The organism is Cohnella baijiui (assembly GCF_020731285.1).
Taxonomy (GTDB): Bacteria; Bacillota; Bacilli; order Paenibacillales; family Paenibacillaceae; genus Cohnella.
On record NZ_JAJFOW010000018.1, the window covers coordinates 33,752 to 49,089 of the forward strand.

10 protein-coding genes are annotated in these 15,338 nt (G+C 62.0%); 8 read left to right on the plus strand and 2 right to left on the minus strand.

The genetic code is table 11. From position 1 onward, the window contains the following. The first annotated feature begins 13 nt into the window (after nt 1–13). The 6 genes from LKX83_RS17150 to LKX83_RS17175 all read left to right on the plus strand — a co-directional run bounded on the left by LKX83_RS17150 (nt 14) and on the right by LKX83_RS17175 (nt 8,362). On the plus strand, nt 14–910 hold the full coding sequence (locus LKX83_RS17150; RefSeq protein WP_227883514.1) for a carbohydrate ABC transporter permease: 897 nt from the start codon (nt 14–16) through the stop codon (nt 908–910). Between the two features lie 194 nt (nt 911–1,104). Beyond that, complete coding sequence (locus LKX83_RS17155; protein WP_227883575.1) at nt 1,105–2,880, plus strand: type 2 periplasmic-binding domain-containing protein; 1,776 nt, start codon at nt 1,105–1,107, stop codon at nt 2,878–2,880. Between the two features lie 61 nt (nt 2,881–2,941). Then, complete coding sequence (locus LKX83_RS17160) at nt 2,942–4,795, plus strand: sensor histidine kinase (RefSeq protein ID WP_227883515.1); 1,854 nt, start codon at nt 2,942–2,944, stop codon at nt 4,793–4,795. Continuing rightward, on the plus strand, nt 4,770–6,164 hold the full coding sequence (locus LKX83_RS17165; RefSeq protein WP_227883516.1) for a response regulator: 1,395 nt from the start codon (nt 4,770–4,772) through the stop codon (nt 6,162–6,164). Before LKX83_RS17160 ends, LKX83_RS17165 begins: the two co-directional genes overlap by 26 nt. 7 nt (nt 6,165–6,171) lie before the next feature. Further along, the gene (locus LKX83_RS17170) at nt 6,172–7,833 is read left to right on the plus strand and encodes an extracellular solute-binding protein (RefSeq protein ID WP_227883517.1); all 1,662 of its coding nucleotides are present in this window, start codon (nt 6,172–6,174) and stop codon (nt 7,831–7,833) included. An 82-nt stretch (nt 7,834–7,915) separates the two neighbouring features. Next, on the plus strand, nt 7,916–8,362 hold the full coding sequence (locus tag LKX83_RS17175; RefSeq protein ID WP_227883518.1) for an RrF2 family transcriptional regulator: 447 nt from the start codon (nt 7,916–7,918) through the stop codon (nt 8,360–8,362). Between the two features lie 105 nt (nt 8,363–8,467). Here the strand turns inward: LKX83_RS17175 and LKX83_RS17180 are convergent, their stop codons facing one another. After that, nucleotides 8,468–8,674: a hypothetical protein gene (locus LKX83_RS17180; RefSeq protein ID WP_227883519.1), complete on the minus strand. Its 207-nt coding sequence runs from the start codon at nt 8,672–8,674 to the stop codon at nt 8,468–8,470. After that, on the minus strand, nt 8,671–8,910 hold the full coding sequence (locus LKX83_RS17185; protein WP_227883520.1) for a DNA glycosylase family protein: 240 nt from the start codon (nt 8,908–8,910) through the stop codon (nt 8,671–8,673). Before LKX83_RS17185 ends, LKX83_RS17180 begins: the two co-directional genes overlap by 4 nt. 743 nt (nt 8,911–9,653) lie before the next feature. Between LKX83_RS17185 and LKX83_RS17190 the strand changes: the two genes are divergently transcribed. Continuing rightward, a complete protein-coding gene (locus LKX83_RS17190) occupies nt 9,654–10,088 on the plus strand; it encodes an RbsD/FucU family protein (protein WP_227883521.1) in 435 nt (144 codons plus the stop codon). Between the two features lie 201 nt (nt 10,089–10,289). Then, on the plus strand, nt 10,290–14,621 hold the full coding sequence (locus tag LKX83_RS34125) for a fibronectin type III domain-containing protein (protein ID WP_304518333.1): 4,332 nt from the start codon (nt 10,290–10,292) through the stop codon (nt 14,619–14,621). Nucleotides 14,622–15,338: the final 717 nt, after the last annotated feature.

The following is a 15,338-nucleotide window of genomic DNA, read 5'->3' on the forward strand; positions in this document are numbered from 1 at the left end:
AGGGGTGAGGCTCATGACATCGCGCATCCGGTTCGGCGACGCGGCGTTCCAGACCTTGAATTACTTGTTCTTCGCGATCTTCACGTTCCTATGCCTGTTCCCGTTCTACTACCTGTTCATCAATACGATCAGCAGCAACGACCTGAGCGCCCGCGGCCTCGTCACTTGGTATCCGAAGGAAATCCACTTCGACAACTACATGCAGGTGCTGAAGCTGAAGGGGCTCTCCCAGGCGGCGCTCGTCTCGCTCGGCCGGACGGTCATCGGAACCATCGCCTGCGTAATCGGCTCCGCGTTCCTCGGCTTCATCTTCACAAAGCGCAAAATGTGGGGACGGACGTTCTGGTACCGCTTCATGATGGTCACGATGTACTTCAACGCGGGGATCATTCCGTGGTACGTCATCATGATGAAGCTGCACATGACGAACAACTTCCTGGCTTATATCCTGCCGGCGATCGTATCCCCGTTTTACGTCATCCTGGTGAAAACGTTCGTCGAATCGCTGCCGGAGGTGCTTCAGGAATCGGCGGAAATGGACGGCGCCGGCACGATGACGGTGTTCGGCCGCATCGTCCTCCCGCTCATCATGCCGATCGCCGCCACGATCGCGATCTTTGCCGCCGTCGGCCAGTGGAACTCCTTTATCGATACCGTGTTTCTGATGACCGACCAGAAGTATTACACGCTCCAGTTCGTGCTTTACAAATACCTGAACGAATCCAACTCGATCGCTTCGATCATCCGCAGCAGCGGGGGCGCGGCCAACGTCGACCTGTCCAAGATGCAGACGGCCACGTCCATCCGGACGACCGTATCGATGATCGTCGTCATCCCGATCCTGTTCGTTTATCCGTTCTTCCAGCGCTACTTCGTCAAAGGCATCATGATCGGCGCCGTCAAGGGCTGAAGCAAGGCCTAAGCTCCTGCCGAAGAGGCCGAAGCGCGACTGGAAAGGGGGTGAGCGGGGCGCGCCGGGTTTGCGGCATCGTCCGCGGGCAGCTTTCGGGCAAGAACAACAGCAAGCGCAAGGCAAGGCTTTTCCGAGCGTTGGCAGGTTCATTTACCGGATACCAAAAAAGGGAGGCAATCGCTTTGAACAAAATGAAAAAAACAGGCTTGGCTTCGACCGCCGTCCTGCTCGCCTTGAGCCTCGCGGCCTGCTCGTCGGGCGGCGGCAAGAACGCGTCCTCGTCCCCTCCGGCTTCGGATTCCCCGCAAAGCCCGTCGTCGTCGGCATCGGCGGCTCCGAACAGGGACGCCTACAAGATCGACGTCTTCTCCATGCTGTCGAACTACTCCGGAGAGCAGCAGGGCTGGTTCGCCAAAGTCGTCAAAGATAAATTCAATCTTGATCTGAACATCATCTCCTCCAACCTGGAGGGCGGCGGCGACGTGAAGTTCTCCGCGATGATGTCCGCCGGCAACCTGGGCGATCTCGTCGTGTTCGGGGACGACGGGCAGAAGTACCTGGACGCGATCAAGACGGGCATGCTGCTCGACTGGACCCAGGACGGCCTGCTCGACAAATACGGCCAGAACATACTGAAGTACGCGCCGAAGGCAATCGAAAAGAACAAAGCCAACTTCGGGGGCGGCTCCAAAGTATACGGCATCGGCTTCGACGTCGGCGAAGACAAGGAAGGCCCTTCGGAAGCGAAGGATCTGACCTACCATCCGAACCTTCGGTTCGACCTGTACCAAAAAGCCGGCAGCCCCGAAATCAACAAGATGGAGGACTACCTGCCGGTGCTCAAGAAAATGCAGGAGCTCGAACCGAAGAGCGACTCGGGCCGGCCGACGTACGCGTTCTCGATGTGGCAGGACTGGGACGGCAACATGATGATGAACACGAAGGCATGGGCGGGGCTCAACGGCTTCGACGAAGGCGACGGGTTCAACCCCGGCGGGTTCACGCTGATCTCGGCCGACAAGGACGAGGTGCAGGGCGTGCTCGACGAAGACGGCTTCTACATGCGCGGCCTCAAGCTTTACTATGACGCGAACCAAATGGGTCTCGTCGATCCGGACTCGCTCACCCAGAAGTTCGACGACGTCGCCAACAAGATGAAGGACGGGCAAATCCTCTTCACCTGGTTTCCGTGGCTCAATACGTACAACACGCCGGAACGGCTGGCCGAAGGCAAAGGCTTCGCGCTCGTGCCGTTCAAGGAAGAGCGCACGTTCTCCTACGGCTTCAATCCGTACGGCGGCAACCGCGTCTGGGCGATCGGCGCCAAGGCGAAGCATCCGGAACGCATCCTGGAATTCATAGACTGGCTGTACAGCCCGGAAGGGACGATGGTCGCGAACTACGGTCCCGAAGGGCTCGCCTGGAAGCTCGAAGGCGGCAAGCAGGTGCTGACGGACTTCGGCAAAGAAGCGCTCCCGTCGAATACGACGCCGGTACCCGCAGAGTACGGCGGCGGCACGTGGAAGGACGGTACCAATCAGATCAACAACTCGACGTTCAAGATTACGAATACCAACCCGGAAACCGGGGAGCCTTACGATTACAATCTGTGGTCCTCGACCCTCGCCCAAGCGCCGAACAAGCTGGAGGAAAACTGGCGGGCGGCGATGGGCGGCGCGACGACGGCCAAGGAGTACCTCGAGAAAAACAACCTGCTCGCCGTCGAAAAACAGATTTTCACCGGCACCGCGCCAACCGTCATGCCGGACGACCTGACCCAAAAGCAGGGCCAAGTCGCGCAAGTCATCAAGCAATATTCGTGGAAAATGGTATTCGCCAAAAACGACGCGGAATTCGAGAAGCTGAAAAAGGAAATGATCGCCAAAGCCAAAGGCCTCGGCTACGACGACGTGCTCGCCTTCAACAAGGAGCAAAACGAGAAAGCGTTCGGGTACCGCAAACAATAAACGGCCAAGGCGGAAGGCACGAGCAAGGTATGGGGGACGCGCGGCGCGCGGCTTCCATACCTTGCTCTGTTCCCTGACGCCGGTCAAGCTGGTAGAATGGGATCACGGATTTTTGCACGCCGAGAGGGGATGCCGCAACCTGTTCGCCACGCGTTTTTTCCGGATGCCGCATCCTTTTAAGCCCGGCACGCTGCGCCAGACGCTCGTCATCTATTTGCTTATCGCCTGCCTGTTTCCGCCGATCCTGTTTTCCGTCTTCACTTACTCCTCGCTGCACGGTATTTTGTCGAACAAAATCCGCAGCGGCATCGACGCGAGTTTGAAGCAGGAGGCGACGGGGCTCGAGACGGTATTCAACAATTTGGACTTCGTCTCCAAACAGTTCGCGCTCGACGGCCGGATCGCGGAGCTGATGAATGAGTACTTGCGGACGACCCAGCCGTACGACAAGGCCGCGATCAAAAAAGACATCGAAGACAGCCTGAACGTGGTCAATTTCACCAGCCCGGATCTGGGATTGACCGTCTATTACATGCCGCAGGCGACGGATCCGGTCCTCTTCACCAACCTGCCGGTCTCGCCCGCGTTCGGCATCGGCGCCCTGCCGCCGTTCGTCCAGTACCGGGGAGCCGAGATCCACGGTCCGCACCGGACCCAGTACAAAAACAGCGCAAACACGGTGTTCTCCTCGCTGCGGGTCGTCCGAACGGACACGGAACGGGTCGTATATATTTATCTGGAGACGAACTACAACTCGTTCCGCAAATTCATGAACAGCGCGTGGTACGGCATGAAGGTGTCTCACTACCTGATCGGCGAGAACGGCCAGGCTGTATACGCGGACGAGGGGACGCCGCCGATCGATCCGCGGGAGCTGCGGTGGGAGGCGGCGCAGGAGGGGAAGAATCCTTTGCAGGGATTCTACCTGTTCGGCTACGAGAGCCCGCAAGGCTGGAAGCTCGTGACGGCCGTTAGCAAAAGCGCTTTCAACCACGAGATCGACATCTGGCTCCGGCGGATGATTCTGCTGTTCGCGTTCGCCTTCGGCTTCGCCATCGTACTGGCGATGCTCATCTGGCGCAAGGTGTACGGCTCGCTGCGCAAGGTGAATCGAGAGATCGTGCGGATGACCGGGGAGCGGGAGGCGCCCGTCCAGTATACGAAGGTGGAGGAGTTCGACCAACTGCTCGGCAACTTCCAGGTGATGAAGACGACGGTCAACCATCTGATCGCCGAGGTGGCCGGCAACGAGCGGACCAAGTATCAGCTCGAGACGGAGAAGCTGCTGAGCCAGATCAACCCGCATTTTCTCCACAATGCGCTGAACACCGTCCAGTGGGTCGCCCGTTCGAACGGCCAGGAGGAGATCGACATGATCGTCACCCTGCTGGTCAAGGTGCTGCAATACAACATGGGCAAGAGGAGCCTCATCGTGACGGTGAGGGAAGAGATCGCCGCTCTCCGCGACTACATCGAGCTTCAGAGCTACCGCTACGAGGACGAACTGAGCTTTCGCATCGCGGTGGACCCGGCGGCGGAAGACGTGGCGATTCCGCGTTTCCTCCTGCAGCCGATGGTGGAGAACGCGATCTATCACGGCAAAAACGAGGAACGCGGACTCATCGAGATCGACGTGCGTCTGACGGAGGCGGGCCTGCTGCGGCTGCAGGTGTCGGACAACGGTCCCGGCATGACCGACGAGCAGATCCGCAGACTGTTCGCCGACGAGGAAGAGCGTCCGAGAAGAGGCATGGGCATCGGGTTGAAATACGTGCGCCGGCTGCTCGAGAGCTTCTACGGCAGCGGCGATCGGCTGCAGATCCGCAGCCGGCCGGGGGGAGGGACCGTTCTCTCCGCCGAGATTCCGATTCGAAACGAGGTCGAGCTCCATGATCAAAGCATTGGTGGTCGATGACGAGAAGCGCGTACGCAAAGGATTCATCTCGCTTGCGGACTGGTCCGCCTATGGCATGCAGATCGTCGGAGAGGCGAAGGACGGCCCCTCCGCCCTGGATCTGCTCGGCCGGGAGGAAGTCCATTTGATGTTCGTCGATATCAGCATGCCGGGCATGTCGGGCTTCGAGCTGATCGAGCAGGCCCGCAGCCGGTATCCTTGGACCAAGTCGGTCATTCTCACCTGCCACCATGAGTTCGATTACGTGCAGGAGGCGCTGCGCATCGGCGCGATCGATTATATCGTCAAAACGCTGCTGAACAAGAGCAACGTGGACGAGACGATGCAACGGATCGCCAAACGATACGCCTGGGAGACGCGGGATGCCGCGGCGCGACAGGGGGCGGAGCGAGAGTTCCGTTCGGCCGTCGTCTTTTGCCCGGCGCATCCGCGGGTATCCGCAGACGCGCCGCCGCTCGGGGCGATCGGAGGGCGCAAGCTCAAACGGCTCGGGGAGCGGCTGTGGATGGCGCCGCTCGCCGAGACGGACGCCGCGGAATGGGTGCGCGAGCTGCCGCCGAAAATTTACGGCGACTGGCGGGTCTTTCAGGCGAACGCGGACGGCGGGATGCCGCAGGCGGAGGCCGAGCGGCTGCTGCGCGACCATTTGGCGACGTACCTCTTCTACAAGTCGGAGCCGGCAGGTCCGATCGAGATCGAGTCGCTGAAGGCCGCGGAGCCGCCGGAGGAGCGGGAGCTGGCGGAAGCGTTCGAGGAATGGAAGCAGCTGAAGTGGCTCGTCTTCGGCCGCGACTGGAAGCGGTTCGTCGAGCGGATCGAGCGCTGGCGGATCCCGCCGGTCCGGCTTCGGGTCTTCCTGACGGAGACGGTGTCGGCTTGGTCCGGCTACTTCGACTGGGGGCGGGACACCGGCGGCGCGGCGGCGCTGGAGGAGGAGCTCGCCGGTCTGGACCGCTGGAAGGCGTGGATGGGCTGGCTTTCCGCCGCGGCGCTGCAGGTGCAGCAGCGGATGACGGAAGGCTCGTTTTCCCGGGAGGTGTACGCCAGCCTGATTCGGGCGGTGCTCTACATGAGGGAGCACGCGGGGAGCGAGCTCACCCAGGACGAAGTGGCGCGCGAGGCGGGCATGAGCCGGAGCTATTTCAGCCAATGCTTCAAGCGGTTCGCGGGCGGCGAGGCGTTCGGAGACGCGCTGCGCAGGATGCGGATCGAAGCGGCGCAGTCGCTTCTCCTGCAAACGGCCCTGCCGGTTCGCGACATCGCGAACCGGGTCGGATTCGAGGACGAAAAGCATTTTAGCCGGGTATTCCGGGACAAGACGGGCCGCCTGCCGACCGAGTTTCGCCAGGCGGCCGGCGGGGGAGGATGAAGCGGGCGTGAGCGCAGCGAGATGGAGGGCTCGATTACGGTTCGCCGCGAGCGCGGCGGCTCTGCTGACGTTGTGCTCGTGCTTCGGCGGGGGAGGCGGAGGCGCCCCGTCCGGGGCCGAAGCCGAGCCGGAAGCCTATGCGGCGTACGACGCCCCGGTGACGCTGCGCATTCCGCATCTATATGCGGACATCCAGTTTCCCGAAGGCGACACGATCGAAAACAACTTTTTGTCGCGTTATCTGACGAAGCAGACCGGCATCTCCATCCGCTACGTCTGGGAAGCCCAGAACGACGTGCAGTACGCCTCCAAGATGGATTACGCCATTCGCAGCGGCGACTTGCCGGACGCTTTCGTCGTCAACCGGGAGCAGTTCCGGACGCTTGCCCGGAGCGGACGGCTCGCCGATCTGACGGACGCGTACCCCAAGTACGCATCCTCGCTCGTGAAGTCGCTGTACGACGCCACGGGCGGCAAGGCGATCCGGGACGCGACCGTGGACGGTCGTCTGTACGGTCTGCCGAACGTGGCGATCGAGGCGGATGCGCCGACCTACGTCTGGGTGAGACAGGATTGGCTGGACCGGCTGAAGCTGGCGCCGCCGAAGACGCTGGACGACATCGCCCGCATCGTGCAGAAGTTCCGCCAGGGAGACCCGGACGGAGACGGCCAGGCGAACACGGCCGGTATCCCCGTCGACCGCTCGCTCGTTTTCGACAAGACGACGGCCGTCAACGGGCTGAACAGCGTGTTTGCGGCATTCCACGCTTTTCCCAAGCGGTGGATCGCGGGCCCGGACGGAAAGCCCGTCTACGGCTCGATTCTGCCGGAGGCGAAGCAGGCGCTCGCTCTGCTCGCGGATTGGTACCGTACGGGTGTCCTGGACCGGGATTTCATGCTCCGGCAGGACACGGAGGAGCTCATCACGACCAATCAGGCGGGATTGTTTTTCGGCCCATGGTGGGCGCCGTACTACCCGCTGCCCAAGTCGATCTCGACCGATACGAAGGCGGAGTGGCAGGTGTACGCGGTGCCGGTCGACGCCGACGGCCAATTCGTCACGACGACGGCGCCGACGACCGATCGCTATCTGGTCGTGCGGCGCGGCTTCGAGCGTCCCGAGGCGGTGCTGAAGCTGCTGAACGTCTTCACCCGGCTCGAACGCAACCAGGATCCGAACGGCAAGCAGCTCCTCGTCTACACGGAGCAGACGGGCGTGCAGCTGCGCAACTACTACCCCTTCGATCTGCTGCTCGATCATCCGAACGCGATCGTGCAGCGGCACGACCGTCTCGTGCAGGCGCTCGCGGGAGACCTCGATCCGGACCAGTTGGACGCGGAGACCAAGCGGCTCTACGACGACGCCGTCACCGAACGGGAAAATCCGCTGAAAAATCTGAACGCCTGGAGCGACTCCCAGGCGTATCTGCTTGGCGGCGCGGTGAGCAAGACGGAGATGGTGCGGGTGGAAAGCCTGTTCCCCGATCCGACGCCCGCGATGGAGGCGCACGGGGAAGCGCTCCGCAAGCTGGAGGAGGAAACCTACGTCAAGATCATCACCGGCGAGTGGCCGGTCGATGCGTTCGATACGTTCGTGCAGCAGTGGAAACGGGAGGGCGGAGACCGGATGACGGCCGAGGTCGCGAACAGCGCGAAAGGTCCCGCATAAATACCGAGGCATTCCTGCGAGAAATGCGCTATACTAGATTGCAATGGCTAGCGCCAGCATTTCGTCGGACGGAGGTGTGTCAATGGCAACTGAAAAGTGCGGAGGCGTGGCGACGCCCCGGTGGTTCGGGTTCGCCCTGCAGTCTTTGGTCTACTTGGCCCATCACGCCGACAACGGGACGCGCTGCCCAAGCGGAGAGATCGCCGGCAAGTGCTACACGGAGGCGACGCTGATGCGCCGCATCCTGGCCCGGCTCGCGCGGGCACAGATCGTGGAGGCGCGTGAAGGCCGCGACGGCGGCTACTTCCTGAAGAAGTCGCCTTCCGAGATTACGCTTGCCGAAGTATACCGCGCGCTCGACATGACCGATCCGCTATATTCGGGGATGATGGATACCGCGAGCTGCGGCCCGATCGGACACGAGATGAAGGACGCCTTCACCGAAGTGGTTCAGCAGTCGGAGCAGCTCATGATGGAGCAGTTGGGGAGAAAAACGATCGCCGACCTGATCCGCCAAGTGTACGGCTGAGAGACGTCCGCCGGGCGAGAGCCCAGGCGGCAACCATAAAAAAAGAGGACGTCCCGGACCGCGGCAGCGGCCACCGAGGGGCGTCCTCTTTTTTCACCGAACCGATTATTCCGCAACGACGAAGGACGCCAGGTCCCGGCCGGAATCGACGTAGCCGTGGTCGATCGCCGCCCACAAATACAAGGAGGCGACGCTTCGGTAAGGAGACCATCTTCCCTCTACCTGCTGCAAGTATTGAAGCTTGGGCGCTTCGGGGAGATCATAGACCCACCTGGCGGCCCGTTGCAGGCCTACGTCCGCGTAAGACATCACGTCCAGGCGGCCGAGGGCGAAGATAAGGAACATTTCGGCCGAATGGTGGAAGCCGCCTTGGCGGAGAGCTGCTGCCCAACGATCGAGAGCACCAGTGAGGAGAACGGATCGTCGCTGATCTTGAACGGGAGATCCCCGACCAGCCTGATAAGCGTAGCCAGCTGCGGATCGGCAGCGCAAAGCGCCAGGACATATTCATGGTCGGCGGTTAAATCGGTCACGCGGCTCGTCGTCATCGGCAGACGCCTCCGTTTTCGTTGAAAAGTTGGAAACCGGGGTTTTGCGCTCCCGGCCCGGGCTAGTAGGAAGATCCTGAAATAACGTACTTAGGCCCCACCCGGGGATTAACCGGAAATCCAGCTCAAAACCGAAATCGGTGCGTGGCCAGAGGAGTAGATGGGAGCGCGTAAAAGCGGGCGAAAATTCTAACGGTTGTGAGCGACGCTATTTGGGTAAAAATGGGGTTTGCAAAATGTAGCGGTTGCCAGCGAGCCTATTTCCCGTTTTTTCGTAGGCAGAAGGGCTGTTTCGTCCAAATAAGCGTGCATACAACCGTTAGAAAAGAAACCTCCATTTTTTGGGCCGATTAAGCGCTATCACAACCGTTAGCGTAGCCATGTTCCAAACCGATCACTCGTTCGAGGCTAACCCGTTGGTCAAGCACCGAATTCAGGTTGAGGCGGAAATCCGCCAGCTTGAACGAACGAGTTGACTCCACGACCGCGCTGTTAGGCGGTTTTTTATGATGACTTTGGTATCCCTTTTGTAACCTTTAACGGAAAAGCAACAACCGGGATATCGTTGCCTTATTTTTGGGTCAATCTACTAGTCCCTATTATACCTTTTGTTTCTCGAAAAGGGGTGGGCGTTCGCAAAAATCCGACAGGTGCGAAAACGGCGGCTACTCGACCCCGCGGGATCGTGGTACAATCCTCGTAGCGCTTACATATCCCGATTGGCAAAATTGGAGGCTGACCCTATGTTAAAAGGAATTCCGTCCATCCTCTCGCCGGAGCTGCTCAAAGTGCTGATGGAAATGGGGCACGGGGACGAAATCGTTCTCGCCGACGGCAACTTCCCGGCGGCGAGCCACGCGCAGCGGCTGCTTCGCTGCGACGGACACGGCATCCCGGCGCTGCTGGACGCGATTCTGCAGCTGCTGCCGCTGGATCCCTATGTCGAGCGGCCGGCGGCGCTCATGCAGGTCGTGCCGGGAGATAAGGTCGAGACGCCGATCTGGGGGACGTACGGCGACATCATCCGCGCCCGTACGGGCCTTGCGGAGCCGTTCGAGGAAGTCGAACGGTTCGCCTTTTACGAGCGCGCCAAACGGGCCTACGCGGTCGTAGCGACGGGGGAAGGGGCGCTGTACGCGAACTTGATCCTGAAAAAAGGCGTCGTGCAGCCAGACTGACCTGACCGAAGGAACATACGATCGTACAGCGAGCGAGCCCGCCGCATCCGAACCGGATCGGCGGGTTTTTCGCGTTGCCCGACAAACGCGGGGGAGAATCGTTTCGTCCGCCGCTTTGGGAGCGATTTGGGAGCGGTCTGCGCTAATCTTCGACAAGTGCGGACAAAAGTCCAATGCGCATTGTCGAAGGGAGAACGATCGATGAAAAGAAAAAGCAGGTTCCGCCCGCTGCTCGCGGGGGTGGCGCTCGCGCTGGCGCTGCAGCCTGCGGCGGCAGGGTGGGGGACCGCCAACGAAGCGAAAGCCGCCGCCGCGAAGGAATGGCGGGACGTCGGAAGCTTCAGGCCGACGGCCCCCACCCAGGATGGAGAGTTAGCCTATTCGGAGGGCTCTCTGTGGTTCGCCTGGGCAAGCGCGGAACGGCTCTTCGTAGACCGCCTCGAGCGCGGCGTCTGGACGCGGGAGAGCGAAGACGATCACGTGGCGGAAGGGATGAGCGAGTTCGACCTGGAAGTCGCGCCCGGGGTAAGCCCCACGGTGGTCTATTATGAAAAGTACAGCCGGGAAATCCTCGTTCGCCAGCAACAGCCCGGCGGCAAAACGTGGCCCGCGGTCGGCGGTCCGCTCCCGTCGGTCGGAATGGGCAGCAAGCCGATGATCACGTCCGATTCGTCCGGCCGGATCTGGCTCGCGATCAGCGATTCGAACCAAGGCGGCAGAGCGACGGCGGGCGCGCTTGAAAACGGTGCCTGGGGCGGCTTGGAGATCGTTACGGGCGGCAATGCGACTATGCCGAATATCGCCGTAGACGCGCAAGGGCAGCCGGTCGTCGCTTTTTTCGACGCGGCCAGCGGGTTTTACAATCCGGTCGTGAAGGCGCGTTCCGCAAGCGGCGAATGGCGGGATATCGGGTCGCTCAATCCGTGGGGCAATTCCCCGGATTTGCAATCGGCGTCCGATGGCAGCCTGTATCTATGCTACAACTCCGGCAACGGGACGAACAACCAGAACATCGTCTGGCACCGCAACGCCGCGGGCGAATGGAGCCAGATCGGTCAATTCCCGGGGTTTTACGGGAAAATGGCGATCGATCCGACCGACGGGCTTCCCATCGTGGCCTATCGCGAAACCTACGACCCGGGAGGCTGGATACACGCGGTCAAGTGGGACGGGACGTCTTGGACGGAGATCGGTTCCCTCGGCGTTCGGGACTACTCGTCCTACAGGCTGATCCCCGTCGCCGTGGCGGACGACGGAACGCCCTATATTTCTTATACGGACTCGGACGGGACTTTGCACGTGGCGGGGTATGCGGACTGGACGCCGCCGACGCTCACGGAGACGCTGCCGGCGTACGGAGTCGAGAATTTCGATCCGCGCGACGATCTCCGGCTGACGTTCAGCAAACCCGTAACGCCCGTGGCCGGCAAGACGATCTCGGTTTGCGACCTGCACGATCTGTGCGACGACATCGATGCGGCCGGGGATCGGGTGTCGATCCGCGGTTCGACCGTGGAGATCCGGCCGGACGGTCAGTGGCCGGAAGGAGCGACGCTGAGCGTGGCGATCGAAGCGGGGGCGTTCCTGGACGCCAACGGCAGCCCTTACGCGGGGCTTTCCGCGGGCGACTGGCGCTTCACGCTGAAGGTGCTCCCGAAGCCGCCGGGCATGCCGTTCGTTGCGGCGAACCCGCTGGACGACGGGGCGGAGGTGACCGTCGTCCCGAACGAGGACAGCGCGTGGTCGGTTACGAAGGTTCGGGTCCTCGTCTATGATGCGGGAGCGGGCAAAGTGAAGGAAGCCGAGGCTGACGCGGATCCGGAGCAGCCGATAAAGATGGTCGTAGAAGGGTTGGAAAACGGGAAAGCGTACCGGTTCGCCGCCCAGACGCAAAACGTGAACGGCTGGTCCGCCGAGTCCGAAAGGACCGATCCCGTCATCCCCCGGGGCAAGCCGCAGCCGCCGCGCGAGGTTGCCGCGACGGCCGGCTTCGAAGCGGCGACGGTGACGTTCGAGCCGCCGGCGAGCGACGGCGGCAGCGAGATCGACCTTTATCGGGTTCGGCTGGTCAGGGACGGAGCCGAAGTCGCGGCCGCGGATCTTCCGGGGGATCAACGATCCTATACGTGGGAGGGGCTGGAGAAGGAAGCCGAGTACGACGTCCAGGTCGCCGCGGGCAACGCACAAGGCCTGTCCGACTTTGCGTCGGCGACCGTCGTGCCGTACGGCGCGCCGGACGCGCCGACCGGCGTGACGGCGGATGCGGGCGACGGGAAGGCGACGGTGACGTTCGCGGCGTCCGCCCGAGACGGCGGCTTACCGATCAAAGGCTACATGGTGACGGCGTGGACCGGCGATGCGGAAGCGAAGACGGTCATAAGCGAAGGAGCGTCGACGACCGTGACAGTAGAGGGCCTGACCAACGGCACGGCCTATTCATTCACGGTGAAGGCCGTGAATGCCGGGGGAGCGTCGGAGGCGTCCTCGCCGTCCAACGAAGTGACGCCGTCCGCGCCGGACACGACCGCCGTGCCGGATGCGCCGACGGGCGTGACGGCGGCCGCGGGCGACGGGAAGGCGACGGTGACGTTCGCGGCGCCTGCGAACGACGGCGGCTTGCCGATCAAAGGCTACACGGTGACGGCGTGGGCCGGCGATGCGGAAGCGAAGACGTTCGTAAGCGAAGGCGAGTCGACGACCGTGACGGTGGAGGGCCTGACCAACGGCACGGCCTATACATTCACGGTGAAGGCCGTAAACGCCAAAGGCGAGTCGGAAGCATCCTCGCCTTCTAACGAAGTGACGCCGTCCGCGCCGGACACGACCAACGTGCCGGACGCGCCGACCGGCGTGACGGCGGCCGCAGGCGACGAGAAGGCGACCGTGACGTTCGCGGCGCCTGTGGACGACGGCGGGTTGCCGATCCAAGACTATGTTGTAACGGCGTGGGTCGGCAATGCGGAAGCGAAGACGATCAGAAGCGAAGGCCAGTCGACGAGCGTGACGGTGGAGGGCCTAATCAACGGTACGGCCTATACGTTTACGGTGAAAGCCGTAAACGCCAAGGGCGCGTCGGCGGCGTCTTTGCCGTCGAACGAGGTAACGCCGACAGCCGGCACAGGTGGCAACCCCGGAAATGGGGGCGAACCCGGCAGCGGGGGAGAGCCCGGTCAAGGCGGTGACCCCGGCAGCGGCGGCAATCCCGGCACCGGCTCGGGCGGCGGCGGATCGGGATCGGCGCCCCCGGCGGATCCCGGTCAAGCTTACGCGACGGCCAAAGCCGGAAGCACCGCCCTCGGCACGCTCCCGGTTCGCTTGGAAAAGAATGCGGGCGGAGAACTCGCGCAGACGCTGACGATCTCGGACGACTGGGTCCGGGAAGCAATCGCCAAGCTGCGCGCGGCGGGGCTCGCGTCGCTGGACATCGCGCTGAACGACAAGCCGTCGCAGCCGGACCTGCGCGTCATCCGGCTGTCGGCTGCAGCAGCGTCCCTGCTCGCGGATGCCGGCATCGCGCTCGGCATCCTCACGCCGGAAGCGGGCGTCCGAATGCCGCCGTTTTCCCTCGCCGGCGCGACCGCGCCGATCGAGTGGGAGCTGCGGCCGCTCCGCGGCGAAGCCGCCGGACGCTCCCTCGCGGCCCGGGCCGCCGCTTCGCAAGTCGTCGTCGCTGCGGCGGGAAGAGGAACCGTTCGCGCGATCAGCGCGCCGATCGATATCCGGACAACCCTCCAGGGTCGCGCGATCGAAGTGATGCTGCCGCTCGGCACGTCCGGCCTGACCGGGCTGCCGCGGGATACCGGCGTCTACATCGAGCACGGCGACGGCAAGACCGAGCTCGTGCAAGGCCGAATCGCCGCGTTGGACGGCCAATCCGCGATCGCGTTCGACGTCGACCACTTCAGCATGTTCGGAATCGTCGAGATCGCGGGCTGGTCCGACGCGGCTGGCCAAGCGCCGCACGACTCGGGAATCGCCTACATGAGCGGTTATCCGGACGGGACTTTCAAGCCGAACGCGGCCGTGAACCGGGCCGAAATGGCCGTCATGCTGACGAGGCTGCTGGGCGCGGAAGGTTCGGGCACAGCGGCGGGATTCCGCGACGTCGCTTCTTCCCATTGGGCCGTGACAGGCATATCGGCCGCGGCCGCGCGCGGATGGATGAAGGGGTATCCCGACGGTACCTTCCGTCCGGACGCGAAGCTGACAAGAGCGGAAATGGCGGCGCTGCTGGCGGCCCTCGCTCCTAAGCAAGGAGAAGCGCCGGATCAAACGGATAACCTCCCGTTCTCCGACATTCGCGGGCACTGGGCCGAAGCGGACATCCTGCAAGCGCAGCGGAACGGGTACTTGAAGGGCTACGCGGACGGCACGTTCCAGCCCGATCGGATCCTGACGCGCGCGGAAGCCGCGGCGATCCTGAATCAGCTGGTCGGACGCACGCCCGCGACTTCGGATCAGTCCCGCTATGCCGACGTGCCGACGGGGCATTGGGCATACGGAGCGATCCAGGCCGCATCCAAGCCGGAGTAGGCCATTCTCGTAATAGGTGCTGTTCCAAAGTCATCCTGTGATTTTATGAGCCCCGCGCAGCACCGATATCATCGATAAAAGGACCTCAACTTTCACTATTAGTGAAAATTGAGGTCCTTTTGTTTGAACGTTGGGAGGTACCCTTTTATGCGAATGCGAACAATTTTGCAGTTGGGAGACCGCGCTACCGTCATGGAGCAAATGCTCCAACTAGTAGGAAGATCCTGAAGTAACGTGTTTAAGCCCCAACCCGGGGATAAACGGGAATTCCGGCTCATAACCGATATCGGTGCTTGACCAGAGGAGTAGATGGGGGTGCGTAATAGCGGGCGAAAATTCTAAAGGTTGTGAGCGACGCTATTTGGGCTGAAAATGGGGTTTGCAAAATGTAACGGTTACCAGCGAGCCTATTTCCCGTTTTTTCGTAGGCATAGGGGCTGTTTCATCCAAATAAGCGCGCATACAACCGTTAGAATAGAAACCTCCGTTTTTTGGGCGATTAAGCGCTATGACAACCATTAGCAATGTTCCAAACAAGTCACTCATTCGAAGCTAACCCGTTGGTCAAGCACCGAATTCAGGCCGAGCCGGAAATCCTCCAGCTTGAACGGACGAGATAACTCCGTGACCGCGCTGGATATGACGTCTCGCCCTCATCTAATGACGGCGAAGCCATTTTTACTTGTAACTTTGGTATCCATTTTGTAACCTTTAACG